Origin of the sequence: Olsenella sp. An285, assembly GCF_002159625.1 — a bacterium.
In the GTDB taxonomy this organism is placed as follows: Bacteria; Actinomycetota; Coriobacteriia; order Coriobacteriales; family Atopobiaceae; genus Thermophilibacter; species Thermophilibacter avicola.
On the sequence record NZ_NFIZ01000011.1, the window covers coordinates 28,825 to 54,094 of the forward strand.

The 25,270-nt window shown below is 70.0% G+C and carries 21 protein-coding genes; all 21 read left to right on the plus strand.

What is annotated here, in order from left to right; all coding sequences use genetic code 11:
* Window positions 1–202: 202 nt before the first annotated feature.
* The 21 genes from B5F79_RS07955 to B5F79_RS08055 all read left to right on the plus strand — a co-directional run bounded on the left by B5F79_RS07955 (window position 203) and on the right by B5F79_RS08055 (window position 25,250).
* A complete protein-coding gene (locus B5F79_RS07955; RefSeq protein ID WP_087219908.1) occupies window positions 203–1,381 on the plus strand; it encodes a coproporphyrinogen-III oxidase family protein in 1,179 nt (392 codons plus the stop codon).
* 412 nt (window positions 1,382–1,793) lie between these two features.
* The gene (gene bilR, locus B5F79_RS07960; protein ID WP_087219911.1) at window positions 1,794–3,803 is read left to right on the plus strand and encodes a bilirubin reductase, long form; all 2,010 of its coding nucleotides are present in this window, start codon (window positions 1,794–1,796) and stop codon (window positions 3,801–3,803) included.
* Between the two features lie 132 nt (window positions 3,804–3,935).
* On the plus strand, window positions 3,936–4,406 hold the full coding sequence (locus B5F79_RS07965) for a deoxycytidylate deaminase (protein ID WP_087219914.1): 471 nt from the start codon (window positions 3,936–3,938) through the stop codon (window positions 4,404–4,406).
* Window positions 4,407–4,539: 133 nt separating this feature from the next.
* On the plus strand, window positions 4,540–5,646 hold the full coding sequence (locus tag B5F79_RS07970) for a DnaJ domain-containing protein (protein WP_087219917.1): 1,107 nt from the start codon (window positions 4,540–4,542) through the stop codon (window positions 5,644–5,646).
* Between the two features lie 163 nt (window positions 5,647–5,809).
* Window positions 5,810–7,069, plus strand: coding sequence for a molecular chaperone DnaJ (gene dnaJ / locus B5F79_RS07975; protein WP_087220072.1), 1,260 nt, complete (start codon window positions 5,810–5,812; stop codon window positions 7,067–7,069).
* On the plus strand, window positions 7,066–8,349 hold the full coding sequence (locus tag B5F79_RS07980; protein ID WP_087219920.1) for a MiaB/RimO family radical SAM methylthiotransferase: 1,284 nt from the start codon (window positions 7,066–7,068) through the stop codon (window positions 8,347–8,349). Before dnaJ ends, B5F79_RS07980 begins: the two co-directional genes overlap by 4 nt.
* A 113-nt stretch (window positions 8,350–8,462) precedes the next feature.
* Entirely contained in the window at window positions 8,463–9,461 is a 999-nt protein-coding gene (locus B5F79_RS07985; RefSeq protein ID WP_087219923.1) for a PhoH family protein, read from the plus strand.
* Window positions 9,451–9,978, plus strand: a complete 528-nt coding sequence (gene ybeY, locus B5F79_RS07990) for an rRNA maturation RNase YbeY (protein WP_342632984.1) — start codon at window positions 9,451–9,453, stop codon at window positions 9,976–9,978. The genes B5F79_RS07985 and ybeY overlap by 11 nt, the downstream gene beginning before the upstream one ends.
* Complete coding sequence (locus B5F79_RS07995) at window positions 9,975–10,349, plus strand: diacylglycerol kinase family protein (protein WP_087219929.1); 375 nt, start codon at window positions 9,975–9,977, stop codon at window positions 10,347–10,349. The genes ybeY and B5F79_RS07995 overlap by 4 nt, the downstream gene beginning before the upstream one ends.
* A 26-nt stretch (window positions 10,350–10,375) precedes the next feature.
* On the plus strand, window positions 10,376–11,335 hold the full coding sequence (gene era / locus B5F79_RS08000; RefSeq protein WP_087219931.1) for a GTPase Era: 960 nt from the start codon (window positions 10,376–10,378) through the stop codon (window positions 11,333–11,335).
* 2 nt (window positions 11,336–11,337) lie between these two features.
* Window positions 11,338–12,093, plus strand: coding sequence for a DNA repair protein RecO (gene recO / locus B5F79_RS08005; protein ID WP_087219934.1), 756 nt, complete (start codon window positions 11,338–11,340; stop codon window positions 12,091–12,093).
* A 240-nt stretch (window positions 12,094–12,333) separates the two neighbouring features.
* Window positions 12,334–13,053, plus strand: coding sequence for a gamma-glutamyl-gamma-aminobutyrate hydrolase family protein (locus B5F79_RS08010; protein WP_087219937.1), 720 nt, complete (start codon window positions 12,334–12,336; stop codon window positions 13,051–13,053).
* Between the two features lie 344 nt (window positions 13,054–13,397).
* A complete protein-coding gene (gene rpsO, locus B5F79_RS08015) occupies window positions 13,398–13,676 on the plus strand; it encodes a 30S ribosomal protein S15 (RefSeq protein WP_087219940.1) in 279 nt (92 codons plus the stop codon).
* 135 nt (window positions 13,677–13,811) lie between these two features.
* Entirely contained in the window at window positions 13,812–16,064 is a 2,253-nt protein-coding gene (locus B5F79_RS08020) for a polyribonucleotide nucleotidyltransferase (protein ID WP_087219943.1), read from the plus strand.
* Between the two features lie 369 nt (window positions 16,065–16,433).
* The gene (locus B5F79_RS08025; RefSeq protein WP_087219946.1) at window positions 16,434–18,098 is read left to right on the plus strand and encodes a ribonuclease J; all 1,665 of its coding nucleotides are present in this window, start codon (window positions 16,434–16,436) and stop codon (window positions 18,096–18,098) included.
* The gene (locus tag B5F79_RS08030) at window positions 18,098–20,659 is read left to right on the plus strand and encodes an FtsK/SpoIIIE family DNA translocase (protein ID WP_087219949.1); all 2,562 of its coding nucleotides are present in this window, start codon (window positions 18,098–18,100) and stop codon (window positions 20,657–20,659) included. The genes B5F79_RS08025 and B5F79_RS08030 overlap by 1 nt, the downstream gene beginning before the upstream one ends.
* 1 nt (window position 20,660) lies before the next feature.
* Complete coding sequence (locus tag B5F79_RS08035) at window positions 20,661–22,262, plus strand: helix-turn-helix domain-containing protein (RefSeq protein ID WP_087219951.1); 1,602 nt, start codon at window positions 20,661–20,663, stop codon at window positions 22,260–22,262.
* 38 nt (window positions 22,263–22,300) lie between these two features.
* A complete protein-coding gene (locus B5F79_RS08040) occupies window positions 22,301–22,798 on the plus strand; it encodes a YajQ family cyclic di-GMP-binding protein (protein WP_087219954.1) in 498 nt (165 codons plus the stop codon).
* Window positions 22,764–24,131, plus strand: coding sequence for a 30S ribosomal protein S12 methylthiotransferase RimO (gene rimO / locus B5F79_RS08045; protein ID WP_087219957.1), 1,368 nt, complete (start codon window positions 22,764–22,766; stop codon window positions 24,129–24,131). The genes B5F79_RS08040 and rimO overlap by 35 nt, the downstream gene beginning before the upstream one ends.
* 1 nt (window position 24,132) lies before the next feature.
* Window positions 24,133–24,729 (plus strand): CDP-diacylglycerol--glycerol-3-phosphate 3-phosphatidyltransferase, encoded by a 597-nt coding sequence (gene pgsA / locus B5F79_RS08050; RefSeq protein ID WP_241147284.1) that lies wholly within the window; start codon window positions 24,133–24,135, stop codon window positions 24,727–24,729.
* 5 nt (window positions 24,730–24,734) lie between these two features.
* On the plus strand, window positions 24,735–25,250 hold the full coding sequence (locus tag B5F79_RS08055; RefSeq protein ID WP_087219960.1) for a CinA family protein: 516 nt from the start codon (window positions 24,735–24,737) through the stop codon (window positions 25,248–25,250).
* Window positions 25,251–25,270: the final 20 nt, after the last annotated feature.

The window sequence follows — 25,270 nt, forward strand, 5'->3', positions numbered from 1 at the left end:
GGGGTGTCGGTTTTGGAGGGTGTGTACACCGCCCCTTGAGGGTATGCGCACTTTCACGACTTGATTGGCTTGCGTTCCCGCTGGTAGAAGTGCTAACGAGAAGAGCGGGCAGCTTGGAAACGTGTACATACCCTGAGGGGGCGGTGTACATACCCTCTTGGGGACCGACGCACGGGAGCGTCGCCCACGAGAGGAGATGTCTATGATCTCCGCGCTCTACCTGCACATACCGTTTTGTCACGCCAAGTGCGCGTACTGCGACTTCGACTCGCGGCCCCTGTGCGGCGAGGCGCTCGAGAAGGCGGCCTCGCGCTATCTCGAGGGCCTGCTTGCTCGGATTGACGCCTTCGGCGAGGCTGGTGCGCTCTCCGAGGTCCGCACGGCCTACGTGGGTGGGGGCACGCCCACGGTGCTGGGCCCCGGCCTGCCCGAGCTCGTTCGCCGCGTTCGCAGCTGGTGCGCGCCGGACGAGCTCACGTGCGAGGCCAACCCGGAGTCCTTCGACGAATCCATGGCCGCGGCGCTTGCCGAGGCAGGAGCCACGCGCGTCTCGCTCGGCGTTCAGACGCTCGACCCCGCGGAGCTCCGCGCCATCGGGCGCATCCATACGGCGGAGCAGGCCCTGGCCGCGGTTGCGCGGGCCAGGGCGGCGGGTCTCTCCGTCTCCTGCGACCTCATGTGCGGGCTTCCCGGACAGTCACGGGAGAGCTGGCGGCGCACGCTGTCCCGCATCGTGGCGACGTCACCGGACCACGCCTCCGTGTACCCCCTCACGCTGGAGGAGGGGGCGCCGCTCGCGCACCGCGCCGAGACTGACCCCTCGCTCGAGCCGGACGCCGACCTCCAGGCCTGGTGCATGGAGGAGGCACGTCGCGTTCTGGGGGCGGCCGGCTACCATCCCTACGAGGTCGCGAGCTACGCGCTGCCCGGACGCGAGTGCGCCCACAACATTGCCTACTGGACGGGCGCGAGCTACCTCGGCCTCGGCCGTTCGGCCGCGGGAATGCTCGGTGCAGGGGAGTGGGACGCGCTGGCGGCGCTCCTCGGCGGCGAGCCCGCGGGGGAGGGCACGGGGCGCGTGCGCTACGTGCAGCGGGACGACGTCGGGATGGCATTCGACGTAGAGCGCCTCACCGCGCGCGAGGCCGTAGCGGAAGACCTCATGCTGGGCATGCGCATGACGCGTGGGGTTGGTCCCGAGCTCCTGTCCCGGGCGCGGAGCGTGGCGGGCGAGAAGAGCGTGGACTCCGCCGTGTCGACCGCGCTGTCACGGGGACTGGCCGCGTGGGACGCGGGCGGCAGGCTCGTTCCCACCGAGCGGGGCTGGCTCCTTGGAAACGAGCTCTACGGCCTCATGTGGGACCTCGCCGCGGACGACTAGCCGCCCGCGCTTCTCGTCCTGGTGGATCGAGTGCGGGCCGGAGCGCACTCGATGCTCGCACTTGGCGGCATATGCCGAGAAGGACCGCGCACTCAATGCATCCCGGACTCGAAACCGCCCGCACTTGATGCTCGCACTCACGAGTGCAGGCGAGAAGCGCCCCGGGTCCCGTGCTCAGAAGCGCATTTGTGTACGGGCCACGTCTGCCGCACCCAGAGACCCCGTCCACAGCTCGTCCACCTGCGAGCTTGAGGGCTACTTGAGGGTTCTTGACGACAACATTAAACCTCAGCATAAAGGTTCTTCTCGCCACAGGGCGAGAAGAACGGGCGTCCCGCCGAGCCGCTGCCTGCCGAGCTGCTTGCGGGGCCTATGCTGTTATGCATCGCAACGACCGAGGAGGGGACGCCCCATGGCATTCACCAAGCTGCTCGAGCCGATCAAGGTCGGCAACCTCACGCTCAAGAACCGCGTCATGTTCCCGCCGCTCACCACCGGCTACGAGGAGCGCGACGGCTCCATCGGCGCGCGAAGCCTCGCGTTCTACGAGCGCCTGGCCAAGGGCGGCGTCTCCTACATCGTCATCGGCGACGTGGCGCCCGTGAACACCGCGAGCCCCACGCCCAAGCTCTGCGACGACTCCCAGATCCCGAGCTTCGCGGCCCTCGCCGACGCCGTCCACGCTCACGGCGCCAAGCTCGCCCTGCAGCTCTTCCATCCCGAGTACGACGTTCCCGGCGTGGGCAGGCTCATCATGGCCTCTCGCATGGCGGCGATGGAGGGGCAGAAGGCCCAGGCCGCAGGCGACATGGAGACCTTCGCCGCCAAGATGGCCGAGTCCAAGGAGATCGCCAACCAGGCCTACGCCAAGCTCCACCACGACATGCAGCACTTCGTCTCCGAGGCCACCGTCGAGCAGCTCGGTGAGATCAGGGAGGCCATCGCGGCCTGCGCCGCCCGGGCGGAGAGGGCCGGCGTCGACGCCATCGAGGTGCACGGTGACCGCCTGGTGGGGTCTCTCTGCTCCACGGCGCTCAACCACCGCACGGACGAGTACGGCGGCTCCTTCGAGAACCGCGTGCGCTACGCCCTCGAGGTCGTGGCGGCGATCAAGGAGGCGGCGCCGGGCCTCATGGTGGAGTACAAGCTCCCCGTCATCATGACCAACCCGGACGGTTCCAAGCGCGGCAAGGGTGGCCTCGAGCCCGACGAGGCCTGCGAGCTCGCCGTCCTTCTCGCCCAGGCGGGAGTGGACATGATCCAGGTGGCCCAGGCCAACCACACGGGCAACATGGGCGACACCATCCCGCCCATGGGGACGATGCCCTACAACTGGACGCTCCCGGTGGCGGCACGCGTGAAGTCCCTCGTGGACGTCCCCGTTGCCACCGTCGGCCGCGTGGTCACGCCCGAGGCCGGCGAGAAGATCCTCGAGGAGGGCCAGGCGGACGTCATCGGCTACGGTCGCTCGCTGCTCGCGGATCCCGACATCGCCCTCAAGGCGGCATCCGGCGAGCCCGTGCGCCTGTGCCTCAACTGCAACAAGGGCTGCGTCGACGCCATCCAGGGCAGGCGCTACATCTCCTGCGTGCTCAACGCAGAGAACGGCGACGAGGCCACGACCTCCATCCGCCCCGGAGAGGGCGAGAAGCGCGTGGCCGTGGTGGGCGGCGGCATCGCCGGCTGCGAGGCCGCGCGCGTGGCGGCCAAGCGCGGCTACGACGTCACGCTCTTCGAGCGCGCCGAGCGCCTGGGCGGCCAGATCGAGCTCGCCGCCGCGCCGCCGCGCAAGGCCGAGATCATGCGCGCCGTCGAGTACTACGAGCGCGTCCTGCCGGCCCTGGGCGTCGACGTGCGCCTGGGCCACGAGGCCACAGCCACCGACCTCGCCGGCTTCGATGCAGTCATCGCGGCGGTGGGCGCCGAGAACGTCACGCTGCCGGTGCCCGGCGCCGACGGCCCCAACGTGGTCTCCGCGTGGGACGTGCTCGCCGGCAAGGTCGCGCCCGAGGGGCGCGTGGCCGTCATCGGCGGCGGCCTCGTGGGCACCGAGACCGCGGAGTACCTGCTCGCCCGCGGCTGCGACGTCACCATAGTGGAGATGCTCGACACGATCGCGGCGGGGGAGTCCGGGACCATCCTGCCCACGATCATGGCCGAGTTCGCCGAGAAGGGCGTGGAGCAGCTGGTGAACACGCGCGTGACCGCGATCACGGGGGCGGGCGTGGAGGCCGAGCGCGACGGCGAGGCCGTGAGCGTGCCGTGCGACTGCGTGGTCATGGCCGTGGGCTCGCGCGCCGTGCCCTTCGACGCGAGCGCCCTCGACGTGCCCGTGACGCTGGTGGGCGACTGCTCCGGCGAGCGCACCGCCGACATCGCGAGCGCCATCCGCACCGCCTACGCCGCCGCCAACAGTCTGTAAATTGGGGACAGTCCCCAATTTACAGAGGGGCCCGGTCGCACGCCGCGGCCGGGCCCCGTTCTTCCCGCCCCTTGCGCGCGATGGGCAAATGATGCATGCTAGCAGCAGAAACGCCGTTGAGAGGGGATCGTCATGCCGGGCAAGCGCACGGACGTCATCAGCTGGGACGAGTTCTTCATGAAGGCCGCCGTCGCCGCGAGCCTGCGCAGCAAGGACCCCAACACGCAGGTCGGCGCCTGCATCGCGGACACCAACCACCGCATCCTCTCCGTGGGCTACAACGGCACGCCCCACGGCCTCAACGACGACGAGTTCCCCTGGGGAGTCGCGGACGACCCGCTCTACGACAAGCACAACTACGTCATTCACGCCGAGGCCAACGCCATCCTCAACTACCGCGGCACCCTCAAGGACATGACGGGCGCCACGGCCTACGTCACGCTCTTCCCGTGCCACGAGTGCGCCAAGACGCTCGTGCAGGCGGGCATCGGCGAGGTGGTCTACCTCGATGACAAGTATGACGGCACCGAGGACAACCGCATCTCCAAGAACATCCTCGACCGCTGCGGGGTCTCCTACCGCCAGATGACGCTCGAGGACTAGCCGCTGCGCACGCGCTGGCGGCCGCCCCGCTCGCGCACCGACTGCGCTGATACCGTGGCGTTTCCCCAAAGCCCCTGAATGGCGGGTATACTCTCCCCATCTGTGACGTATCGCCAGCAGGGAGACATGCCACATGGCATCAATGAACGAGAAGGACTACTACGCCATCCTGGGCGTCGAGAAGGACGCCTCCACCGAGGACATACGCAAGGCGTTCCAGACGAAGGCAAGGAAGCTCCATCCGGACGTCAACAAGGAGCCGGACGCGGAGGAGCGTTTCAAGGAGGTCTCGGAGGCATACGCCGTCCTCTCCGACCCCGACAAGCGCAAGCGCTACGACGCCATGAGGTCCGGCAGCCCCTTTGCCGGCGGCGGCTACGGCTCGCCCGCGGGTGGCGGATACGGCGACCCCTTCGGCGGCAGCCCGTTTGGCTGGGGGCCCTTCGGCGGGGGCTTCGGCGGCGCCGCGCAGCGCCGCAAGTCGCGCGCCTACAATCCGCGCGCCGGCGCGGACGTGGTCTACGAGCTCGCCCTCGACGCCGAGACGGCGGCCGCGGGGGCGCGCCGCGGCGTGACCTACCAGCGCTACGCCGCCTGCGAGGCGTGCCACGGCTCGGGCTCCGTGGTCTCCGACCACCCCGAGACCTGCCCCACCTGCGGCGGCGCCGGCCACATCACCGTGGACACCGGCCTCTTTGGCGTGATGATGATGACGTGCCCGGAGTGCGAGGGCACGGGCAAGGTCGTCGCGGACCCGTGCCGCTCCTGCGGGGGCTCGGGTCGCACGCTCACGGCGAGCGAGGTCGTCGTCGACGTCCCCGCGGGCAGCCACGACGGCGACGTGGTGCGCGTGCCCGGCATGGGCAATGCCGGAACCAACGGGTCCTCCACGGGGGACTTCGTCTGCCGCGTCTGCGTGCCCGAGGAGCGCCTCACGCGCTCCCAGGTGAGCGGCTTCAACTCGATAGGCTTCGCGCTGCCGTTTCTCGTGCTGGGCCTTCTCACCGGGACGCTCGCCTCGCTCGCCCTCATCGTGATCGTCCCCGCGGTCATAGGCGTCTACCTCGTTGTCCGCGATGGCGTGAAGGTCAAGGCCCGCTGGTGGAGGAACGCCGGCGTGGCGGTTGCCAACGGCGCCTCCAACGGCTTCATGATCGCGCTCGTCTTCGCCCTCATGTTCTCGTGCACCTCCGGCCTAGGGCGCGGAGGGTTCATGGGCAGGGGGTACTACTACGGCTAGCCCCGCCGCCCGGGCCGCCGTGCCCGGGCAGACGGCTTTCAGAAAAGTGCTAGTTTTGTTCTCTGGCGGGGCTCGGCCCCGCCTTCCTAGGGTATAAGGCACATGGCCCCGGCGCCCTCCGCGCACGGGGCCCCTGGCACGCACGAGTCTCTGGAGTATGCACGTGGAACCGAAGAAGGACTACTACGAGGTGCTCGAGGTACCTCGTGACGCAGACGCGAAGACCATCAAGCGCGCGTTTCTCAAGAAGGCGCGCACGCTGCACCCGGACGTCAACAAGGCCCCGGACGCGGAGGAGCGCTTCAAGGAGGTCAACGAGGCCTACGCCGTCCTCTCGGACGACCAGAAGCGCGCCAACTACGACCGCTACGGCGACCCCAACGGCCCCATGGGCTTTGGCTCGGACTACGTCGACGTGTCCGACATCTTTGGCGGGAGCGGCTTCGGCTTCGGGGACATCTTCGACTCCTTCTTCGGCGGTGGGTCCCGGGGCGCGGGCGGAGCCGCGGCGCGCACGCGCGGCCGCGACATGGGAATCCGCCTCACCATCACCCTCGAGGAGGCCGCGGCCGGCTGCAAGAAGACCGTCGCCTACACGCGCCTCGCCCCGTGCGAGGACTGCGGCGGCACCGGCGCCGCCGAGGGCGGCCACATGCACACCTGCGAGCGCTGTCACGGGACCGGGCGCGTGGTGGAGGTGCAGCGCACCATCTTCGGCCAGATGCAGACCCAGACCACCTGCCCCGCCTGCCACGGCCAGGGTCAGGTCATAGACCACCCCTGCGAGACCTGCGAGGGCCAGGGCCGCGCCCCCTCGCGCGAGAAGGTCGAGGTCCAGGTGCCCGCGGGCGTCCACTCGGGCCAGACCATCACCGTCGACGGCAAGGGCGAGGCCGGCGTGCGCGGCGACGCCTCCGGAAACCTCGTCGTGAGCGTGGAGGTCGCCGAGTCCGAGCGCTTCGAGCGGCGCGGGGACGACCTCTACTGCACCGTGCAGGTGGACTCCCTCCAGGCCATTCTCGGCACGTCCGTCACCATCGACGGCATCATGGAGGGCGAGCGCGTGACCGTGGAGGTCCCGGCCGGCTGCCAGTTTGGCCAGCAGGTCGTGGTGGAGCGCAAGGGCATGCCGCGCATGGGCATGATCGCGCGCGGCAACCTCGTGGCGGTGGTCCAGGTGGTGACCCCGCGCGACCTCACCAAGAAGCAGCTGCTGGACGTGGCGGCCATCGTGGCCGAGCGCTCCCTCGACGATACCGGCGCCGCTGACGAGAAGGGCGCGAGGGCCGATAAGAACGCCGGCAGGCGCGCCGACAGGGCCGCCGAGCCCGAGGGCTTCTCCGCGGCGGCGGAGAACGCGGCCGAGCACTTTGCCAAGGAGCGCTGGCACGCGCCCAAGAACCCGTTCAGGAGCCGCAAGTGACGTCGTCCGGGGCGCCCGCCGTCGCCCTCGTCAACCTGGGCTGCCGCGTCAACCGCGTGGAGCTCGACCTCATGGCCTCCGAGCTCGAGCGCGCCGGCGCGCGCATCGCGCCAGAGGGTGAGGCGGACGTCGTGGTGGTGAACACCTGCGCCGTCACCGGCGAGGCCGAGGCCAAGGCCAGGAAGGCCGTGCGCCGCGCGGCGTCGCGCCAGGGAAGGCCGCTCGTGGTGGCGACGGGCTGCGTGGCGAGCCTCTTTGCGGACGAGCTCGAGGCGCTGGCGACCAACGTCGTGGTGGAGCGCGACAAGTCGCTCGTCGCCGGTCGTGTGATCGAGCACCTGGGCCTCGACTGCGCCCCCGAGCCCGACGCTGCCGGCGCCTGTGCCCAGACCCCCACGCCCACCGGCCGCACCCGCCCCGGCATCAAGGTCCAGGACGGCTGCGACAACCGCTGCACGTACTGCATCGTGTGGAAGGCGCGCGGGAAAGCGCGCTCCGTCGCCCCCGCCGAGGTCCTCCGCTCCGTGCGGGAGGCCCAGGCCCGCGGCGCGCGCGAGGTCGTGCTCACGGGCATCAACCTGGGCTGCTACCGCGCCGAGAGCGAGGGCGGGCGCGAGATGGGCCTGCCCGGTCTCCTTGACTACCTGCTTGAGCGCACGGACGTGGAGCGCATCCGGCTCTCGTCCATCGAGCCTCCCGACGCTACGCCCGAGCTCTGCGCCGTCATGGCGCGCGCTGGCGAGCGCGTGGCGCCCTTCCTGCACGTGTGCCTTCAGTCCGGCTGCGACGAGACCCTGCGCCGCATGGCGCGCGTCTACCGCACGGACCTCTTCCGCCGCGTGGTGGAGACCGCGCGCGAGGCGGTGCCCGGGCTCGCCCTGGGGACCGACCTCATCGTGGGCTTCCCCGGCGAGACGGACGAGGAGTTCGAGGCGTCGCTCGCGTTCTGCCGCGAGATGCGCTTTGCCAAGACGCACGTCTTCCGCTACTCGCGCCGGCCCGGGACGCCCGCCGCCGCCATGCCCGGACAGGTCGACCCGCGCGTTATGGCCGAGCGCAGCCGCCGCGCCCGCGAGCTCGCGGACGAGATGCGCCTCTCCGAGGCCCGAGGCCTCGTGGGCGCCCGGGACCTCGTGCTGGTGCAGTATCCGGGGCGCGGCGTCTCGGGCGGCCTCTTCGACGTGCTCGTGGACCCGGCGCTGCCGCTCGACTCGCTCGTGCGGGTGCGTCTTGCCTCCGTGCGCGACGATGCCACCCTCGTGGGCGAGGCGCTCGCGTAGCGCGGCTCTTCTCGCCATGCGGGTTCGGGGCGCCGCGCCCACGCAAGCGCGCCCGGCCCGCGCGCATGCGTTTCGGGTATCATCGGGGTAGACGCACCCGTCCCAGGAGGAGCATGGAGCCCACGCAGGTCAGACTCACCATCCCGGACTCGGTCGACCCCACGGCCCTCATGGGCCCGGCCGACTCCGTCCTGCGCCGCGTCGAGGCGAGCTTCGACGCCATGATCTCGGTCCGCGGCAACCAGGTGACGCTCTCCGGCCCGGTGGCGGTGGTGGACCAGCTGACCTCGGTCTTCTCCCGTCTCATCCGCCTGGTGGAGGCGGGCGAGGCACCCACCCCGGACGACGTGGACCTCGTGATCGACCAGGTTCGCCACGGGGCGGAGCGCGTGGACCTCTCGGGTGACGACATCCTGCTCACGTATCGCGGGCGCGCCATCCGCCCCAAGACGGCCGGGCAGAAGCGCTACGTGCAGTCCATCCGCTCCAACACCATCACCTTCGGCATCGGCCCCGCCGGCACCGGCAAGACCTACCTCGCCATGGCCATGGCCGTGGCCGCGCTCAAGCGCCGCGAGGTGGGCCGCATCGTGCTCACCCGCCCCGTGGTTGAGGCGGGGGAGTCCCTGGGCTACCTCCCCGGCACGCTGGAGGAGAAGCTCGACCCGTATGTGCGCCCGCTCTACGACGCGCTCTTCGACATGACCGACATCGGCAAGGGCAACGCCCTCATCGAGGACGGCGTTATCGAGATCGCGCCCCTCGCCTTCATGCGCGGGCGCACCTTCAACAACGCGTTCGTCATCCTGGACGAGGCGCAGAACACCACGCCCGAGCAGATGAAGATGTTCCTCACGCGCCTGGGCTTCTCGTCAAAGTTCGTGGTAACGGGCGACGCCTCGCAGCGCGACGTCACCGGCGTCGGCGGCCTCGAGTCCGCCCGCCGCGTGCTCGAGGGCATCGACGACGTCTCCTTCGTCGACCTGGACAGGAACGACATCGTCCGCCACACGCTTGTGGCGCGCATCGTGGACGCCTATGCCGCGGACGCCGCCGCGCGCGGGGGCGACGGGGAAGGCCGCCAGAAGAAGGAGGCAGGCCATGAGCGATGATCGGCCCATGTCCAACGACTACGACCTCTCGGCCGAGGGCGGCATCGTCGCCCCCATCTCCGAGGAGGAGCTCTTCTCCGACTGCGACGTGGTCCTCGAGCACGAGGGCGTGACGCGTCCGTGCATGGTCTCCGTCTCCCTGGTGGGCGAGGGGCGCATGCGCGAGATCAACCTCGAGTGGCGCGGCGTCGACCGCGCGACGGACGTGATCAGCCTCGAGTGCGAGCGCCCGGACGACCCCTCGCTCGCGCCGGGCGAGCCCTGCGAGCTCGGCGACATCGTGCTCGCTCCCTCCTACATCGCACGCCAGTCGGCTTCCTTCGGCACCACCGAGGCAGACGAGTTCCGCCTGCTGCTCGTGCACGGCCTGCTCCACCTCCTGGGCCACGACCACCTGGACGAGGCCGAGGCCGAGGCCATGGAGGCCCGCGAGGAGGAGCTCCTCGCGCTCCTGCCGTGCGACGAGCCCATCACGCACGTGACCCTCACGCGGCACAGGGAGGGGGTCGACGAGTGATCCCCGGGTCAAAGAGCGACCACCCCGGCTTTCGCAAGAGCTTTCTCTTTGCGATCCAGGGCTTCCGCACCGCCGTCACGACCGAGCGCAACATCAAGGTCATGCTGGCGGTGGGGGCCCTCGCGGTCGCGGCGGGCGTCGTCGTGGGGCTCGACCCCCTGAGCTGGGCCGTCGTCCTTCTCTGCTGTGCCGTGGTCATCATGGCCGAGCTCTTCAACACCGCCGTCGAGACGGTCGTTGACCTCGTCTCCCCCGAGTTCCACCCGCTCGCCGGGCGCGCCAAGGACATCGCAGCCGCCGCGGTGTGGTTCCTCTCGGCCGTCGTGGCCGTGGTGGGGCTCATCGTCTTTGCCAACGCCATCCTCAACTAGCCGGGGCGCCGCCCCAGGGAGGTCCCATGCCCAACAAGAACGCTGCCGATAAGAACCGTGCCGACAAGAACGTGGGCGCAGAGAGGGACGAGCCGTTCCGGAGCGGCTTCGTTGCCCTGGTGGGCCGCCCCAACGCCGGCAAGTCCACGCTGCTCAACGCCTGCATGGGCGAGAAGGTCGCCATCACGAGCCCCGTGGCGCAGACCACGCGCCGCCGCATGCGCGCCGTCATCAACACGCCCACGAGCCAGCTCGTGATCATCGACACCCCGGGCCTGCACAAGCCCAAGGACGCCCTGGGCTCCGAGCTCAACAAGGCCGCGCTCGCCGAGCTGGCCGACGCCGACGTCGTGGCCTTCCTCGTGGACGCCACCAAGCCCGTCGGGCGCGGGGACGAGTGGGTGGCGCGCCACGTGGACTCGGCGGACGCGGACTACAAGCTGCTCGTGCTCACCAAGGCCGACATCGCCGGCCCGGAGCAGGTGGCGTCGCAGCTCGAGGCCGCCCGCGCCCTCTGCCGCTTTGACGACGAGCTCGTGGTCTCCGCCACGGAGGACTTCAACGTGGACGCCTTCGTGCGCCTGGTATCCGAGCACCTCCCCGAGGGCCCGCGGTGGTTCCCCGAGGGCATGGACGTGGACGCCACGCCCGAGGACCTCGTGGCCGAGTTCGTGCGCGAGAAGCTCTTCCTGCACCTTCGCCAGGAGCTCCCGCACTCGGTGGGCGTCCTCTGCGACGAGATCGACTACGCCGACGACGGCCATGCCTCGATCGCGGCCACGATTCTCGTTGAGCGCGGCGGCCAGAAGGGCATCGTGCTGGGGCGCGGCGGCCAGATGATCAAGCGCGTGGGCATCGAGGCCAGGTGCGACATCGAGCGCCTCCTCGGCTGCAAGGTCTACCTCGACCTCACGGTGCGCGTGGCGCCGCAGTGGCGCCGCGACGAGCGCGAGATCCGCCGTCTGGGCTACGGCCTCGAGGAGTAGCCGTGGCCGGCGGGAGGCGCACGTATCGCACGCGGGCGATCGTCCTCGACCGCACCAAGCTGGGCGAGACCGACCTCATCCTCACATTGCTCGCCGCCGATGGGCGCCAGCTGCGCGCCGTGGCCAAGGGTGCGCGCAAGCCCGGGGGGCGCCTTGCCGCGCGCGTCGAGCTCTTCTCCGAGACGGACTTCCTCCTGGCAAAGGGCCGCTCGCTCGACGTGGTGTCCGAGGCCTCCCTCGTGGAGCCTCACGCCGCGCTGCGCGGAGACTTCGAGCGCGTGGCGGCAGCGAGCGCCGTGGCCGAGGTCGCGCGCCTCACCTGCTACGAGGACGCGCCCGACGGCTACCTGGCGCCCATCTGCTCGCGGGCGCTCGCCGCCTGCGAGGAGGCCGCTGACCGCGCGCACCTCGACCTCGTGGCCGCGGCCTTTGCCTGGAAGGTCCTGGCTCATGGCGGGTGGCGGCCGGAGCTCGAGGCGTGCTGCGCCTGCGGGGACGCGGACGTGACGTTCTTCTCGCCCCTGGCGGGCGGCATGCTGTGCGAGAGCTGCGCCCACGAGGTGGCGGGAGCCGAGCGCGTCTCCGCGAGCGGGCTCTCGTGGCTGAGGGCGCTCCTGGCGCTCACGTTCGACGAGCTCCTCGCCGCGCCGGTGGACGCCGAGACGGCAGTGTGGCTGCTCGGTCGCTCCCACACCTGGGCGGCCACTCACCTCGACGCCCGTCTGCGCGCCATGGAGTTCTACCTCGGCGCGCTGTGACGCCGGCGCCCTTCCGCGGTGAACTTTGACTTTTCTGTACACTGCGGGCCGCTCCCACCGGCTGAGAAGAGCTTGTGTCCCGATGACCTGCGCAAACGTGAGTCCTTCTTGACGACGGCGCGCCGAGCGCCGTCCCAGTGTACAGAAAACTCGGAGTTCCCTCCGCCCGGGCGCCCCGCCGCGCGGAGTTGCGGCATAATGGGCGGCCGTGCCCTGCCGCCCGCGAGAGGGGAGTGCCCCATGCCAGACAAGCCGCTGATCGGCTGCGTGCCGCTCGTCGACTACGCGCGCGAGAGCCTGTGGATGCTGCCGGGCTACTTCGACGCCGTGACGGAGGCCGGAGGCGTGCCCGTGATGCTGCCGCTCACGAGCGACCCCGCCGCGATCTCGCAGCTCGTCGGCACGCTCGACGGGCTCGTCGTGACCGGTGGCCAGGACGTCGACCCTGCCGCATACGACGTTGACGACCCAGCCGCCGCGGCCCTTTGCGGCGAGCTCTGCCGCGAGCGCGACGCCATGGAGGCGCTGCTCGTCCCGGCGGCACTTGAGCGCGACCTGCCGCTCCTCGGCATCTGCCGCGGCCTGCAGGCGCTCAACGTCGTCCTGGGCGGCACGCTCTGGCAGGACCTCCCCAGGCAGCTGGCCTCGGAGGTCGAGCACCACGGGAAGGCGCCCTACGAGAACCCCGTCCACGAGGTCGACGTGCTCCCGGGAACGCCGCTCGCCGCCTGCGTGGGCGCCGGCGCGCTGCCCGTCAACAGCTTCCACCACCAGGCCCTGCGCGACGTGGCGCCCGGCCTCGAGGTCATGGCGACGGCACCGGACGGCGTGGTCGAGGCCGTGTGGCGCCCGGCATCGCGCTTCTGCTGGGCGGTCCAGTGGCACCCCGAGTTCTCGCACGCCGTCGACGAGCCCAGTCGAAAGATCTTCTCGGCCCTCGTGGACGCGGCGCGGGGCTAGGGGAGTGCCGCCGCACCCGTCCCCTGAGGGTATGCACAGTGCGCATACCGGGTATGTACAGATTCCCAATCCGCCCGTTCTTCTCGGCAGCGCTCTGACCTGCCTGTTTGCAAGAAGCGACGTGTGGGGTGGTGTACATACCCTAACGAGGTGGTGCGCATACCCTCGCAAGGGACCCGCGCGGGACGTCGCGCCCGCGCCATCTCGTGGATTTTCTGCCGAGAAGGACCGGCGCTGCCGCATGTGCTACACTACCGCAGGTCAGTACCCCGTACCTGGAGGCCCGCCAACTGCCTGACGGCCATCCCAGTTCGGGGCGAATCTATGTGAAAGGTGGTTTTGACATGGCAGTCACCAAGGAGCGCAAGGCCGAGCTCATCGCCCAGTACGGCAAGGACGAGAAGGACTCCGGCTCCGCCGCCGTTCAGGTTGCCCTCCTCACCGAGAGGATCCGCGGCCTGACCGAGCACATGAAGTCCCACCAGAAGGACTTCCACACCCGCCGCGGCCTGCTCATGCTCGTCGGCAAGCGTCGTCGCCTGCTCTCCTACATCAAGGGCAACGACATCGAGGCCTACCGTACCCTCATCAAGAGCCTCGGCATCCGCGACAACATCCAGTAAGCGGTTCTTCGGAGGGGGCGCCCGCGGGTGCCCCCTTCTTTGGTATGTGCCCGCGGGACGCGGGCGGCGGCGCGGGAGGCCCGGCCGCCAAGACGGCCCGCCTGCAACGGGGCAGGCGGAGATAAGGGAAAAGACATGGCAAAGGTTACACACGAGTTCGACCTCTACGGCAAGCACTACGTCCTCGAGACCGGCGAGCTCGCCAAGCAGGCCACCGGCTCCTGCCTCGTCAAGTGCGGCGACTCCACGGTCCTTCTCACCGCGGTGGTCTCCAAGGAGCGCAAGGACTACGACTTCTTCCCGCTCACGGTCGACTTCATCGAGAAGATGTACGCCGTGGGCCGCATTCCCGGCGGCTACCTCAAGCGCGAGGCGCGCCCGTCCGAGAAGGCCACCCTCACGGCTCGCATGATCGACCGCCCGCTGCGCCCGAGCTTCCCGGCCGGCTTCCGCAACGAGGTCCAGGTCGTTGCCACCACGCTCGTGGCCGACCAGGTGAACCCGGTGGACACCATCTGCATCATGGCGGCCTCCGCGGCCCTCACCGTGGGCGGCGTGCCCTTCGAGGGCCCGCTCGCGTGCGTGCGCATCGGCCGCGACCGCGACACCCACGAGTTCATCGTGAACCCCACCTACGAGGAGCGCGACAACTCCGACCTCGACCTCGAGCTCGGCGGCGCCGAGGGCTTCATCTCCATGCTCGAGGCCGGCGCCGAGGAGATCTCCGAGGAGGACATGCTCGCCGCCATGGCCTTTGGCCAGGAGGCCATCGCCGCCTTCTGCGCCGAGCAGAAGAAGTTCTTCGCCAAGGTCGAGGAGGTCAACGGCCCCATTCAGCAGCGCGAGTACATCCTCGACGAGCCCATCCCCGAGGTCCACGACCGCATCTTCGCCCACTACGACGAGATGGAGGCCGCTCTCAAGGACGCCGACAAGCTCTCCCGCATCGGCAAGGTCGAGGCCCTCAAGGCCGCCATCAAGGCCGAGTTCACCGAGGAGGAGCAGGCCCAGTGGAGCCGCGCCATCCCCGTGGAGCTCAAGGCCCTCGAGAAGCACGCCATGCGCCTCATGGTCGTCGAGACCGGCGAGCGCGTCGACGGCCGCACGCCCACCGAGGTGCGCCCGCTCATGGTCAAGGGCGACTACCTCCCGCGCGTCCACGGCTCCGGCCTCTTCCAGCGCGGCCAGACCCAGGTGCTCTCCGTCTGCACCCTCGGCATGCTCAACGAGTGGCAGCGTCTTGACACCATCGAGCCCGTCGACGGCAAGCGCTACATCCACCACTACAACTTCCCGCCGTTCTGCACCGGCGAGACCGGCCGCATGGGCAGCCCCAAGCGCCGCGAGATCGGCCACGGCAACCTCGCCGAGCGGGCCCTGCTCCCGGTGATCCCCTCCGAGGAGGAGTTCCCCTACACCATCCGCGTGGTCTCCGAGGTCATGGAGTCCAACGGCTCGTCCTCGATGGGCTCCACCTGCGGCTCCACGCTGGCGCTCATGGACGCCGGCGTGCCCATCAAGCGCCCGGTCTCCGGCGTCGCCATGGGCCTCATCCAGGAGGAGGGCAAGACCGTCGTCCTCACGGACATCCAGGGCCTCGAGGACTTCCTCGGCGACATGGACTTCAAGGTGACCGGCACCACCAAGGGCATCACCGCCATGCAGATGGACAACAAGGCCACCGGCCTCACGCCCGAGATCTTGCGCTCCGCGCTCATGCAGGCGCACGAGGGCCGCATGTTCATCCTCGACGCCATGCTCGACGCGGTGCCCGGCGTGCGCACCGCCACCAAGGAGTCCGCGCCCCAGATCATCTCCCTCACCATCCCCACGGACAAGATCCGCGACGTCATCGGCTCCGGCGGCAAGGTCATCCGCGGCATCCAGGAGGACACCGGCGCCACCATCGACATCCAGGAGGACGGCACCGTCTTCATCGCGGGCGTCGGCGGCGCGGGCGACGCCGCTGCCGAGCGCATCAAGGCCATCGTCAAGGTTCCCGAGGTGGGCGAGGAGTACACCGGCCGCGTCGTGGGCATCCAGCCCTTCGGCGCCTTCGTCGAGCTCCTGCCCGGCAAGGACGGCCTGCTGCACATCTCCCGTGTGGCTCAGGGCCGCGTGGACAAGGTCGAGGACGTTCTCAACATCGGCGACGAGGTCAAGGTCCGCGTCCTCGAGGTCGACGAGAAGGGCAAGATCAGCCTCGACCGCATCGACAAGCCCGAGGCCCCGGCTGGCTCCGGTCGCGGCCACGGCGCCGAGCGCGGCGAGAAGGACGGCGATGCCGGGCGTCCGCGCCGCGAGCACCGCGGTCCGCGCCGCCGTCCCGGCGACAAGGGCGAGGGCGGCGACGACCGTCCGCGTCCGCGCCGCCACCACGGCGCGTAGGGCGTAGCCCCATACTCTGACGCAGCTTGGGCCGCTTCCGGAACGCCGGGGGCGGCCCTTGACAGTTTGCTCAGGTCAAACTGTCAAGGGCCAGCCCCGCCGGGCGCCGAATAAGAGCTTCTGCCAACAATCCGCCCGATTCGGGCCGGAGAAGTGGCAGAAGCTCTTTCTCGTTGTGACGGCACGTTGCGCCCGCGTCGTCCTTCTCGCCCGCACAATTCCTGCGTCGCTCGCGGCGCCGCGTGAAACCATCGTGGAGCGCGTTTTCCGCGGCGCCCTCTCGGGTAGAATGAACCGGTATGCGAATTGACGCGGCGCAGGCCGCTCACATAGAGAGACGTTCATCTGCACGAAAGGAACCACCAAGGAATGCCGAAGAAGGACACAGCCCTCAAGATCATCCCGCTCGGAGGCCTGGACGGTATCGGCAAGAACATGACGTGCTTCGAGTACGGCCAGGACATGGTCCTGGTTGACGCCGGCCTCATGTTCCCCGACGAGTCCCAGCCTGGCATCGACCTCATCCTCCCGGACTACACCTACGTCCTGGAGAACGAGGACAAGCTCCGCGGCGTCATCATCACCCACGGCCACGAGGACCACACGGGCGCCCTGCCGTACCTGCTGGCCGACCTCACCCGCAAGGTGCCCATCTACTCGAGCAAGCTCACGCTCGGCATCATCCAGGGCAAGCTCGCCGAGCACAACATCAAGAGCCCCAAGTTCCGCGAGGTGGAGGACGGCTCCACCATCACGCTGGGCGCCTTCAACATCACGTTCTTCTCGATGACGCACTCCATTCCGGCGGCCTTTGGCGTCTTCATGTCCACGCCCGCCGGCACGGTCATGCACACCGGCGACTTCAAGTTCGACCAGACGCCCATCGACGGGCGCCGACCCAACTTCCAGGCCATCAACAAGTTCGGCGCCTCGGGCGTTGACCTGCTGCTCTCGGACTCCACCAACGCCACGCGCCCGGGCTTCACGCCCTCCGAGGCAGCCGTGGGCCGCGACCTGCGCCACGTCATCAAGAACGCGCCCGGCCGCGTCTTCGTGGCGGCGTTCTCGAGCCACATCCACCGCCTCCAGCAGATCTGCGACGCCTCCGTGGCGGTTGGCCGCAAGGTGGTGGTCACGGGCCGCTCCATGCTCACCAACACCAAGGTCGCGCGCGAGCTGGGCTACCTCAACATAGACGAGGAGAACATCATCGACGCCTACGACGTCGACCGCATCCCGGACGAGAAGATCGTGGTCCTGTGCACCGGCTCCCAGGGAGAGCCGCTCTCGGCCCTGGCGCGCATGGCGACAGGAGAGCACAAGTCACTCTCCATCCACGAGACGGACACCGTGATCATCTCGGCCACGCCCATCCCAGGCAACGAGAAGAGCGTCCAGTCCATCATCAACTCGCTCTCCAAGATCGGGTGCGAGATCTACGACAAGTCCAAGGGCCTCGTGCACGTCTCCGGCCACGCCAGCCAGGAGGAGCTCAAGCTCATGCTCGCCATGGCCAAGCCGCGCGCCTTCATGCCCGTCCACGGCGAGGCGCAGCACCTGCGCGCCCACGCCGAGCTGGGCGTCCAGATGGGCGTGCCGGCGAGCCGCGTCTTCGTGCTCGACAACGGCGACTCGCTCGAGATGGTGCACCACAAGGTGCGCCGCGGCCGCGCCGTCGAGTCCGGCGTGGTCTACGTGGACGGCGGCACCGTCACCGAGGCCAACCCCATGGTTCTGCGCGACCGCCAGAAGCTCGGCGCGGACGGCGTCGTCACGTGCACGGTGGTCATCCCCAAGCGCGGCCGCTCCGCCGCCGCGGTGGAGGTCTCCGCGCGCGGCCTCTCCTCGTCCACCGACGAGCTCCTCGCCGAGGAGGCGCACGCGGTCGTGCGCGCGCAGGTGGACAAGGTCCTGGGCTCCGGTGACGCCACCATCGACGCCCTGAGGCGCGGGGTGAGGAACTCCCTCTCCAACCTGCTCTGGAACAAGACGCACACGCGGCCGATGATCATCCCGGTCGTGATGGAGGTCTGATGCCCGCCAATCGCAGCAAAAACGCAGCATCCCGCGGCAGGCAGTCAGGAAAGTCCAAGGGCGGCGCTCAGGCCAGGAGGCAGGCGCCCGCCCGCGGCGGCGCCGTCGCCATGAGCTCCACGCAGACGGACATCCTGGGCGTGGTCCTCGCCGTGGTGGCGGTGGCCATGCTCGTGGCCATCGTGGTCCCGTCCTCCGCCGTGGTGACGAGCGCCCTGCACGACTTCCTGGCGCTCTCCTTCGGCGCGGCCGCGCTCCTCGTGCCCGTGGCCCTCTTCCTCTTTGCCCTGACCTTCTTCATGGGGGAGGAGGGGCCCGTCTCCGGTCGTGTTGCCGTGGGCCTCTCGCTCATCGTGCTCTCCGTGATGGCCATGCTCTCGCTCAACCTTCCGGCCGTCTCCGCGGACCCCGCGGTGGTCTTCGACCCCGCCGTGGCTGAGGTCTCGGGCGGCTACGTGGGCGGCGGCGTGGCCTGGTGCCTGCTCGAGCTGGTGGGACAGGTCGTGGGCAACGTGGTGCTCGTGGGCGTTATCGTGGCGGGTGTCGTCGTCTGCGGCTTCTCCATCTCCGACGCCGTGGCGCGCGCCCGCGAGGGCATCGCCGGCATAGCCGAGGAGCGCCACGCCCGCGCGGAGGAGCGCCGCAGCCAGGCCATCATCGACGCCGCGGGGGACGAGGACCTCGTCGCAGGCGCGCCCGCCTCGCTCTTCGACGAGACGGGCGAGGGCGCCACCACCTTCATCGGCGACCGCAGGACCACCGTCCTCAAGCGGGGGAGGGGCCGCGCCGCCGAGCCCGCGCCCGTCGTCCCCGAGGCCGAGCCCCAGGCGCCCGCCGGCGCGCTCTTTGCCTCCGACCTCGAGGAGGGGCCCGTCGAGGACCATGCCCCGGAACCCGCCTCCCAAAAGGGCGACGTCCCCACCTTCCTCATGCCCGGGCGCAAGGGCCGCAAGGGCTCCGCCGCCCAGAGGAAGGCCGATAAGGACCAGAGGGGCGCCGCCGGGAAGACCCAGAGGCTCGAGAAGAACAAGAAGGCGCCCTCGCGCGCCTCCGAGCCCCCGGCCATCACGCGTCCCGGCGACGCCGACGAGTCCTACCAGCTGCCGCCCCTCTCCATCCTGCGGAAGAACGACTCCTTCGACGGCACCTACGCCAACGACGCCGAGCTCTCCGCCACGGCCGCCAAGCTCCAGGGCACGCTCGAGGAGTTCGGCCTCTCCTCCCGCGTGGAGGGCTGGATCGCCGGTCCCTCGGTCACCACGTTCAAGATCTCCATGGGCGAGGGCGAGCGCGTGAACAAGATCGTGAACCTCGAGGACGACATCGCCCTCTCGCTCGCCGCCAAGTCCGTGCGCATCTTCGCGCCCATCCCCGGGACCTCGCTCGTGGGCATCGAGACCCCCAACGAGAAGCCCCAGCCGGTCTTTCTCTCGGACGTGCTGCCCTATGCCAAGGGCGGCCCGCTCGACTGCGCCTTTGGCCGCGACTCCGAGGGCAACCCCATCGTCGTCGACCTCGCGGGCCTGCCTCACCTGCTCGTTGCCGGCACCACGGGCTCCGGCAAGTCCGTCCTCCTCAACGCCATCATCATGTCCATGCTCATGCGCGCCACGCCCGAGCAGGTGCGCCTCATCATGGTCGACCCCAAGCGCGTGGAGTTCACGGGCTACGCGGGGCTGCCGCACCTCTACGTCCCGGTGGTCACCGAGCCTCGCCAGGCGGCGAGCGCCCTGCAGTGGGGCGTGACCGAGATGGAGCGACGCCTCAAGGTGTTCGAGCACTACAAGGTGCGCGACATCAAGACCTTCAACGGCAACGTCGACGGCGGCAAGTACGAGGAGATGGAGAACCCTCCCAAGCACATGCCGTACTTCGTCATCGTGATCGACGAGCTCGCGGATCTCATGATGGTGGCCGGCAAGGACGTCGAGTCCTCGATCGTGCGCATCGCCCAGCTGGGCCGTGCCGCCGGCATCCACCTCATCGTGGCCACGCAGCGCCCGTCGGCCGACGTCGTCACCGGCCTCATCCGCGCCAACATCGACAACCGCGTGGCGCTCTCCGTCGACAACTCCATCAACTCCCGCATCATCCTCGACCAGAAGGGCGCCGAGCAGCTCCTGGGCAGGGGAGACATGCTCGTCAAGCTCCGCGGCAAGAAGCCGCGCCGCGCGCAGGGCTGCTGGGTCTCGGACGAGGAGATCGAGCAGACCGTCAAGTTCGTGCGCGAGCAGGTCACGGCCGACTACCACGAGGACATCCTCACCGCCGTGGTTCCCAACGCCCCCGGTGCCCCCGGGGACCCGGGTGCCGCCAAGGACGACGACCCCCTCGTGTGGGAGGCCGCCCGCATCGTGGTGGAGTCTCAGCTGGGCTCCACCTCTAGCCTCCAGCGCGCACTCTCCGTGGGCTACGCGCGTGCGGGCAGGATCATGGACATGCTCGAGGCCAAGGGCGTGGTGGGGCCCGCCAACGGGTCGAAGCCGCGCGAGGTCCTTCTCGACAAGGAAGGCCTCGAGGAGCTCAAGGTGGCAGACGCCGCCTACAGGGAGGTCGAGTAGCATGACGCGTCCGCGTTTCAGCGAGGCCCTTCTCGAGCGCCGCCGCGAGCTGGGGCTCTCCATCGGCCAGGCCTCCCGCATCCTCAAGCTGCGCGAGGACGTCCTGGTTGCCTTTGAGGAGGGCGACTACGAGCACATGCCCCAGAGCGGCTACGCCCAGGGCATGCTCTCCAGCTACGCCCGCTACCTCGGACTCAACGCCCGCGAGATCGTCGACCTCTTTCAGGAGGAGCTCTACGAGCACAGGCACGGCACCTCGTCGCACGAGCTGCGCCGCCGCACGCGCCAGACCCAGGCGGGGCGGGGCGTCTCCGGCTACGACCTCGTGAACGAGGCCGGCTCGCGCCCCAAGGCGTACGTGGAGTACCGCCCGCTCCTGCCCAGCTCGGGCGGACCCGCGGGCGACATGGGCTACTTCGCCACCACCTCGCCCGCCCGCTCCACCTCATCGGTGCCCCTGGGCGGCGCCGCGCCCATCGTCCCCGCGTCGCGCGGGTCCTACTCGTCCCAGGGCGCTCGCCCCTTCGACGCCGCGCCGCAGGGGCGTCACCCGTACAACCAGGCGCCCGCCCGCGAGCGCGCGCAGGGGAGCACCGCCCGCAGGAGGGCGGCGGGCTCGCGCAGGAGGTCGGGCGCCCGTGCGCCCGAGGACGTCGTCGAGCGCTCGCGCTACCGCAGGGACGACGTGAGCACGCGCCGCGTGCGGCCGAGCGAGTACACGGACGACATGCGACTCGACGATCGCGCGAACCCCTACGCGCCCGCCTCCACCATCTCCGGCCGACGCTCCTCCAGGAACATCGCCAGCATCGAGCGGCCCAACGTCCGCAGGAGGGGCTCCTCGGGCCCGCGCCGCGGCACGTCCGGCAGGGGGTCCCGGCGCCCGCCCGCCAGGGGCGGCGTCATGGGCGTGGTCGAGGAGTTCTTCTCCAGCCCCAGAAGGGCGCTCTTTGCCATCATCGTGCTCTGCGCCGCCGCGCTCACGGCAATCGTGGTGCTCTCCGTCGGGTCCTGCGTGAGCGGTCGCGCCCAGGGCGGCAGGAACGAGGGCCAGACCGTTGCCGTGAACAGCGCCACGCAGGACGGGTCGGGCACCGGCTCCTCCGCCGATGACGCGGGGGCGGACGATGCCGATTCCCCTGAGGGCGAAGCTTCGGACAGCGAGGAGGAGCCCCAGCCCACGGAGGACGCAGAGGCCGACGCCTCGGGCGACGCCGAGAGCCCCGAGGAGGGGGAGGAGGGCTCCGCCGCGAAGGAGCCCAAGGAGACCATAGTCGAGGTCTCCGTGGCAAACGGCGGCTACTCCTGGGTCGAGGTCCTCTGCGACGGCGTGAGCGAGGTCGCGGAGGGCGTGACGGGGCCCTGGTCCCAGACGTACAACGTGCACGACTCCATCACCGTGCAGGTGGCCGACACCAGCGTGGTCACCGTGACGGAGAACGGCGAGCCCGCCGACTTCACCTCGCACGCCGGCGGCGTCGCGAGCGTCACCATCAAGGGGACCCCGCTCCCCGAGCCCGCGGAGGGCGAGGCAGCGGACGGTGCGGACGGCCAGTCCGCCGGCGACGCCTCCTCCGCCGAGACCGACCAGACCTACTACTAGCCCCCAGGGACCAGCCCCCGGGCGAGAGAGGAGCCGCAATGGCAAAGGAATCTAGCTTCGACGTCGTGTCCGTCGTGGACATGCAGGAGGTCGACAACGCCTATCAGCAGGCCGCGCGCGAGCTCACGCAGCGCTACGACCTCAAGGGCACGGGCGCCACGCTCGAGCTCTCCAAGAAGGACGGAAGCTTCAAGATCGAGGCCCCGTCCGACTTCGTTGCCAGCCAGGTGCGCGACGTCCTGGGCTCCAAGCTCACGCGCCGCGGGATCGACCTCTCTGCCGTGCGCTGGGCCGACCCCCAGCCCGCGGCGGGCATGACCGTTCGCCAGGCCGGCACCATCGTGCAGGGCATCGACGCCGACACCGCCAAGAAGATCGCCAAGGACATCCGCGACCTCAAGCTCAAGTGCAAGCCCACGGTCGAGGGCGACAAGCTCCGCGTGAGCTCCGCCTCCAAGGACGTCCTCCAGTCCGTCATCTCTGCCCTCAAGGAGCGCGACTATGGCCAGCCCCTGCAGTTCGTCAACTACCGCTAGTTCCGCGCCGGGCGTCCTCTTCGTCACGCTCGGATGCGCCAAGAACGAGGTCGACACCGACCGAATGCGCGCCCTCGCCCTGCGTGCCGGCTTCGTGGAGGCGGCAGACGCCTCCGAGGCCGACGTCGCGGTGGTGAACACGTGCTCCTTCCTCGCGTCCGCGACCGAGGAGTCCGTTGAGGCCACCCTCCAGCTCGCCGAGGAGCGCGAGGGCGGCGTGCGGGAGCTTCCCATCGTCATGTGCGGGTGCGTTCCCTCCCGCTACGGCGAGGAGGCCCTCCGGGCGGAGCTCCCCGAGGTGGCCGCCTTCGTCCGCGCCGAGGACGAGGACGGCATCGTGGACGTGCTCGCGGGCGTGCTCGGGCTCCCCGCGGCACCGGGCTCGCCGCTCGCGGCGGGCACCCTGAGGACCGTGGAGGGCGCGAGCGCCTTCGTCAAGATCTCCGAGGGGTGCGACCGCTTCTGCACCTTCTGCGCCATCCCCTACATCCGCGGCCGCTACCACTCTCGCCCCGCCACGGAGATCGTTGCCGAGGTTGCCGACCTCATGGACGGCGGCGTGCGCGAGGTCGTGCTCATTGGACAGGACACCGGCGTGTGGGGCTCCGACCTCGGCGAGGGCGAGACCCTGGCCTCGCTCCTCAGGCGCGTTGCCGAGGCCGTGCGGCCCTTCGGCGGCTGGGTCCGCGTGCTCTACCTCCAGCCCGAGGGCATGACCGACGAGCTCATCGCCACGATCCGCGACGTCCCCGAGGTCCTGCCGTACATCGACATCCCCATCCAGCACTGCTCCGCGCGCGTGCTCAGGGCCATGGGTCGCTCGGGCTCGCCCCAGGAGCTGGCGGAGCTCTTCGACCGCCTGCGCGCCGAGATCCCGGGCATGGTGCTGCGCACCACCGGCATGGCGGGCTTCCCCGGCGAGACTGACGAGGAGGCCGACGAGCTCTACGACTTCATCGCCGACCAGGAGTTCGACTACTGCTCCGTCTTCGCCTACTCCCAGGAGGACGGCACCGCCGCCGCCCGCATGGAGGACCAGGTGGACGAGGCCGTCAAGCTCGAGCGCACGCAGCGGCTCGTTGACCTCACCGAGCAGCTGGGCTTTGCCGCCACGGCGTCCCACGTGGGCGAGCGCGTCCGCGTGATCGTGGACGGCGTAGAGGAGGGGGAGGACGGGCCCGAGCTCATCGGCCATGCCTGGTTCCAGGCCCCGGACTCCGACGGTGCGGTGCACATCGCCTGCGGCGAGGCCGCGGTGGGCGACATCGTGACCGTGGACCTCGTGGACTCGTTCTGCTACGAGATGGTCGGCGAGATCGTGGAGGGTGAGTGAGTTGGCTGGCGAGAAGGACGTCTGGACCCCGGCAAACATCGTGACGTGCGTGAGGATCGCGTTCATCCCGGTCTTCATGGTCGTGGCCACGGAGGCCGGCGTGTACGCCAATCCGCCTCTCGCCGTCGTCGCGTTCGTCATCTACGTCACGCTCTCGCTCACGGACAAGGTCGACGGCTACCTCGCGCGCTCCCGGAACGAGATCACTGACTTCGGCAAGTTTCTCGACCCCATCGCGGACAAGCTCCTGGTCTTCTCCGCTCTTCTGCTCCTCATGGCAGACGGCTTCGTCTCCGTCTGGGTTGTCTTCGTCATCCTCGTGCGCGAGTTCCTCGTGAGCGCCCTGCGCATGGTCGCCGCCTCGAGCGGCGAGGTCATCGCCGCAGACACGCTCGGCAAGGCCAAGACCGCCGTCACCATGGTCTCGCTCTGCGGGTACTACCTCTCGTTCGCGGTCGCGGCGCTCGGCATCAACGACTTCGGGGCGCTCTCGTTCGTGTCCTGGGCACTCATGGTGGCTGCCGTGGTGCTCACCGTGGTCTCGGGCGCCCAGTACTTCTGGAACGCCCGCCACGTCGTGTTTGGCAGGGGGGAGTGAGCGCGATGGCGGTCACGTGGGACGCCTGCGTGAGGCAGGCCGCCAGGGCGCTCGACGCCGCGCGCTCGGCGGACGTCACGCTGGGCTGCGCCGAGAGCTGCACGGGCGGCCTCGTCTCCGGAAGCCTCACCGCGGTGCCCGGCTCCTCGGACGTCGTCCGCGGTGGGGTGGTGAGCTATGCCGTCCCCGTGAAGCACGAGGTCCTGGGCGTGCCCTCCCGGGTGCTCGACGACCCCTCCCTGGGGGCGGTCTCGCGCGAGTGCGCCGAGGCCATGGCGCGGGGCGCCCGCGAGGCGCTCGGCTGCGACGTCGCGGTCTCCGTGACCGGCATCGCTGGCCCCGGCGGCGAGGAGCCGGGAAAGCCCGTGGGCACCGTGTGGTTCGGACTCTCCACGGCCGCGGGCACGCGCGCGGTCCTCTGCACCTTCTCGGGCGACAGGTCCGAGGTGAGGCTCCAGGCGGTGCTGGAGGCACTCGCCCTTCTCTGTGAGGGGTCCGTGGAGGCCCCCGGCGTCGCGTAGATCGCCTCAGCTGCGTCGAT

Excerpts from the sequence above, each read along its gene's own strand:
- B5F79_RS07965 (WP_087219914.1), top strand. The coding sequence starts at position 3,936 with ATGCCGGGCAAGCGCACGGACGTCATCAGCTGGGACGAGTTCTTCATG.
- B5F79_RS08030 (WP_087219949.1), top strand. The coding sequence starts at position 18,098 with ATGCCCGCCAATCGCAGCAAAAACGCAGCATCCCGCGGCAGGCAGTCA.
- B5F79_RS08035 (WP_087219951.1), top strand. The coding sequence starts at position 20,661 with ATGACGCGTCCGCGTTTCAGCGAGGCCCTTCTCGAGCGCCGCCGCGAG.
- B5F79_RS08055 (WP_087219960.1), top strand. The coding sequence starts at position 24,735 with ATGGCGGTCACGTGGGACGCCTGCGTGAGGCAGGCCGCCAGGGCGCTC.
- B5F79_RS08020 (WP_087219943.1), top strand. The coding sequence starts at position 13,812 with ATGGCAAAGGTTACACACGAGTTCGACCTCTACGGCAAGCACTACGTC.
- bilR (WP_087219911.1), top strand. The coding sequence starts at position 1,794 with ATGGCATTCACCAAGCTGCTCGAGCCGATCAAGGTCGGCAACCTCACG.
- B5F79_RS07970 (WP_087219917.1), top strand. The coding sequence starts at position 4,540 with ATGGCATCAATGAACGAGAAGGACTACTACGCCATCCTGGGCGTCGAG.
- B5F79_RS08040 (WP_087219954.1), top strand. The coding sequence starts at position 22,301 with ATGGCAAAGGAATCTAGCTTCGACGTCGTGTCCGTCGTGGACATGCAG.
- B5F79_RS07985 (WP_087219923.1), top strand. The coding sequence starts at position 8,463 with ATGGAGCCCACGCAGGTCAGACTCACCATCCCGGACTCGGTCGACCCC.
- B5F79_RS08010 (WP_087219937.1), top strand. The coding sequence starts at position 12,334 with ATGCCAGACAAGCCGCTGATCGGCTGCGTGCCGCTCGTCGACTACGCG.
- B5F79_RS08025 (WP_087219946.1), top strand. The coding sequence starts at position 16,434 with ATGCCGAAGAAGGACACAGCCCTCAAGATCATCCCGCTCGGAGGCCTG.
- rpsO (WP_087219940.1), top strand. The coding sequence starts at position 13,398 with ATGGCAGTCACCAAGGAGCGCAAGGCCGAGCTCATCGCCCAGTACGGC.
- ybeY (WP_342632984.1), top strand. The coding sequence starts at position 9,451 with ATGAGCGATGATCGGCCCATGTCCAACGACTACGACCTCTCGGCCGAG.
- rimO (WP_087219957.1), top strand. The coding sequence starts at position 22,764 with ATGGCCAGCCCCTGCAGTTCGTCAACTACCGCTAGTTCCGCGCCGGGC.
- era (WP_087219931.1), top strand. The coding sequence starts at position 10,376 with ATGCCCAACAAGAACGCTGCCGATAAGAACCGTGCCGACAAGAACGTG.
- B5F79_RS07955 (WP_087219908.1), top strand. The coding sequence starts at position 203 with ATGATCTCCGCGCTCTACCTGCACATACCGTTTTGTCACGCCAAGTGC.